The sequence below is a fragment of the Dialister sp. CAG:357 genome, assembly GCF_000435155.1.
GTDB lineage: Bacteria > Bacillota > Negativicutes > Veillonellales > Dialisteraceae > Dialister > Dialister hominis.
In genome coordinates, this window is record NZ_FR896440.1 from 15,135 (window position 1) to 18,400 (window position 3,266).

A 3,266-nucleotide genomic window follows, 5' to 3' on the forward strand; every position below is an offset into this window, starting at 1 on the left:
AAGAGCACACCATTTGCAGCTCAGATGGCAGCTGAACAGGCAGCCAAAGTTGCAATTGATCAGGGTATGCGTTCGGCAGACGTATTCGTCAAGGGTCCGGGCGCTGGCCGTGAAGCGGCCATTCGAGCACTGCAGGTTGCAGGAATCGAAGTCAGCAGCATTAAGGACGTTACACCGATTCCGCATAATGGCTGCCGTCCTCCAAAACGCAGAAGAGTATAAGGATAATCCCTTTGCGTATCATTTTGGCGCTGCAAGGCGCAGAAGGAGGACTTTCGGATGATCGAAAATACAAGCTTCACAATTAAGACTGTTGAACTCAGTGATGACAAACGTCATGGCGTGTTCGAATGCGAACCTCTCGAAAGAGGGTATGGTATCACTCTGGGAAACAGCCTCAGACGCGTGTTGCTTTCATCTTTAGACGGTGTGGCTATTACGTCTATCAAAATCGACGGCGTGCTTCATGAATTTTCCACTATAAACGGCGTCAGAGAAGATGTAACAGATATGATTCTGAATCTGAAGAAAATCCGTTTCATCGCTCATGATGAAGCGACTTTCCCAATCACAGTCAGAATCGATATTACTAAAGAAGGTATTTTCCATGCCGGCGATATGGAATTACCGGCTGAAATAGATGTTCTCAATACGGAACTCCCGATTTGCACACTTGACGCAGATGCTCATCTCGGAATGGAAATGACCATCAACCGTGGGCATGGGTATGTTCCATTTTCGAAGAACAAAAGGGATGACGTCGTTATCGGCGTAATCCCGATCGACTCCATTTATTCTCCTGTCATTAAATGCAACTACCTCGTCAGCGATACCCGCGTAGGCAATGAAATGGACTACGACAAGCTGACACTGGAACTGGACACCGATGGTTCTGTCCAGGCAGACGATGCAGTAGCAACGGCTGCCAAGATCCTCATCAGCTGCTTTGAAAACTTCAGCAAGATCGGCATCAGCCAGGCTGGCACCGATATTGTCAAAGACGATGCTGCTGAAGCAGAAGCAGAACCTGATCAGGATAAAGTCAACGAAGATGCCGTAAGGGATCTCCCGATTGACGAACTCGAACTGTCCGTCCGTGCATTTAACTGCCTGAAGAGAGCAGAGATCAACACGATCGGCGAACTTACAGACAAGACAGAGGATGAATTGACCCGTGTACGCAACCTTGGGAAGAAATCCGTCGATGAAATCAAGGAGAAACTCTCCAACTTCAGAGAACACGGACTTCACCTGAAAGATTCCAAGGATTGATATAGTTATAGGAGGAAAGAAATGGCTCGTAGTAGATTGAGAAGAGTCAGCGGCGCTCGTAAGGCACTGCTGCGCAGTCTCGTAACCGCTCTTTTCCAGCATGGCAGCATCGTTACAACCGAAGCTAAAGCCAAGGAACTTCGCCACGTAGCAGACAAGATGATCTCCCTCGCTAAGAGAGGCGATCTCCACGCTCGTCGTCAGGCTGAAGCTTTCGTAATGGACAAAGACGTTACAAAGAAACTGTTTGATGAAATTGCAAAGAAATATACCGAACGCAACGGTGGTTACACCACCATGGCAAAACTCGAAGCTCGCCAGGGCGACAACGCTCCCCAGGTTCTGATTGCACTTGTCGACTAATTCGGCTCAAGAAAACCGCGGAAATCTCCGCGGTTTTTTTATTGGGAAAATAGGAATGTCAAATCACTCTGAAAATGGTACAATAGCAGTGTACGTATATCGAAGACTGGCGGAGAAATCCGCTTTTAAAGGAGCACAACCATGGCAATGAATTTTGATATCCCTGACATCACTGAAAACGGCGAAAAAGCGGCCGCAGGCGGACAGAGAAGGAAACCCAGAAGAATAGGGGCTCTTCGCCTTGGAGACACGCTGAGAGCCGTTTCCCGTCATTATACAGCGACACTGGAGAACAAGGACGAAGATAAGGAAGCAGAATTCTATTCCCTGTCAGAAGGAGAAGAAAAAGCATCCTTCTACGGGATGGACGTATCCGTCACCGGCATCTGCATCAGAAAGAAGAAGGTCGCTGCCATTTACGTTGAAATGCCGACAAAGGACCGCGATGATTTCATAAAGAAACTGGAAGAAGCAGAAGGCAGCGCAGAACATGCCAACAACATGGACATCTTTGCTGATACAGTCACTTCCATTTTCATCACCATCCCTGCCAAAGGAGATTCCTCCTTCACGACAGCCCTCATGGACAGCGCGGAAGTGAAAGCCCTTTCTGACAACGAAGCCATCAAGGCAGAAGAAGAAGCCAAGAAGGGCGGCCTCCGCCACCGCATCTGGAAGACATACTTCGATCCTGTCGGACGCATCAGCAGAAAAGCATACCTGCCAAAGATGCTCATGGTAGGAGCACCGGCAGCCTTCCTCTTTGCGCTTACCTGCTTCAAGCCGGAGCTCTTCGTAGGGGAAACAAACTTCTTCATTGCAGCCTTCCTGATATTGGGGACACTCTGCTTCATTTCTCTCATCAGCCTTGGCATGAGAAGACTGTCGGATATCGGCAAATCCCATCTGTATTACTGGGCATTCTTTGCTCTTCTCTTCGTCATTCATCAGGCAGGGGAAGAATTCTTAGGATCCCAGCTCAATGCGACGCGCCTCATTGCTGTCATCTTCATGCTCGTCGTCATCCTTCTGGCATTCATACCGGGCGATCCCAAGAGAAACAAGTACGGTCCTGTACCGAAAGAATAATCATATAAACCAAAAACGTCTGTGGAAATGATAGCTCATTTCCATAGACGTTTTTTTGGAATATGCAGACAGACGATGACCTGACATAAACGTTGGCTTTTAGATGAAAATAGGAAGCGGATCATACTACAGAAACAGTACAACAAAGAACCATACAACCTCGCTTCGCTCGAGGTAATTAACCCCTTTCGGCGCATGCGCGCCACTTTCCCCTGACGGGGACAGCTTCGCAAGGAATAAAAGAAAGAGCTAAGCTCTTATTTGTTTCGAACCTTTTGAATCCAATTCTATACCATACGCCCTTCCCAGTGGGCGCATTTGCCGCATTTCCACTGCTGCTTCATTCATGCATAAAAAAAGAGCTCCGCGATTGCGGAGCTTTGTTTTTGGTGGAGGCGGTGCCCGGAGTTGAACACGGGGATAAAGGCCTTGCGGGGCCCACGCCTTAGCGCTTGGCTACACCGCCATAAGAAACTGTTCTAAGTATATCGCGCTTTTTCGAAAAAGTAAAGGGGATGTGACAAAATTCATCCCAACAAAAA

Annotated in this window: 4 protein-coding genes and 1 tRNA gene; 4 read left to right on the plus strand and 1 reads right to left on the minus strand. The window is 48.1% G+C overall.

The features are described from left to right. The 4 genes from rpsK to M3200_RS06380 form a co-directional block, all read left to right on the plus strand. A partial coding sequence (rpsK, locus tag M3200_RS06365) for a 30S ribosomal protein S11 (protein ID WP_288178192.1) occupies positions 1-222 on the plus strand: 222 nt, incomplete at its 5' end. A 57-nt stretch (positions 223-279) separates the two neighbouring features. Further along, positions 280-1,272: a DNA-directed RNA polymerase subunit alpha gene (locus M3200_RS06370; protein ID WP_022382703.1), complete on the plus strand. Its 993-nt coding sequence runs from the start codon at positions 280-282 to the stop codon at positions 1,270-1,272. Between the two features lie 21 nt (positions 1,273-1,293). Further along, positions 1,294-1,635 carry a 50S ribosomal protein L17 gene (gene rplQ, locus M3200_RS06375; RefSeq protein WP_022382704.1) on the plus strand — a complete coding sequence of 114 codons (342 nt, stop codon included), beginning with the start codon at positions 1,294-1,296 and terminating at the stop codon, positions 1,633-1,635. Between the two features lie 141 nt (positions 1,636-1,776). Next, entirely contained in the window at positions 1,777-2,724 is a 948-nt protein-coding gene (locus tag M3200_RS06380; protein ID WP_022382705.1) for a DUF805 domain-containing protein, read from the plus strand. A gap of 390 nt (positions 2,725-3,114) precedes the next feature. On the opposite strand, the gene M3200_RS06385 is transcribed toward M3200_RS06380, so the two are convergent. Beyond that, a tRNA-Ala gene (locus M3200_RS06385) sits at positions 3,115-3,190 on the minus strand. Between the last annotated feature and the right edge of the window lie 76 nt (positions 3,191-3,266).

Excerpts from the sequence above, each read along its gene's own strand:
- rplQ (WP_022382704.1), top strand. The coding sequence starts at position 1,294 with ATGGCTCGTAGTAGATTGAGAAGAGTCAGCGGCGCTCGTAAGGCACTG.
- M3200_RS06370 (WP_022382703.1), top strand. The coding sequence starts at position 280 with ATGATCGAAAATACAAGCTTCACAATTAAGACTGTTGAACTCAGTGAT.
- M3200_RS06380 (WP_022382705.1), top strand. The coding sequence starts at position 1,777 with ATGGCAATGAATTTTGATATCCCTGACATCACTGAAAACGGCGAAAAA.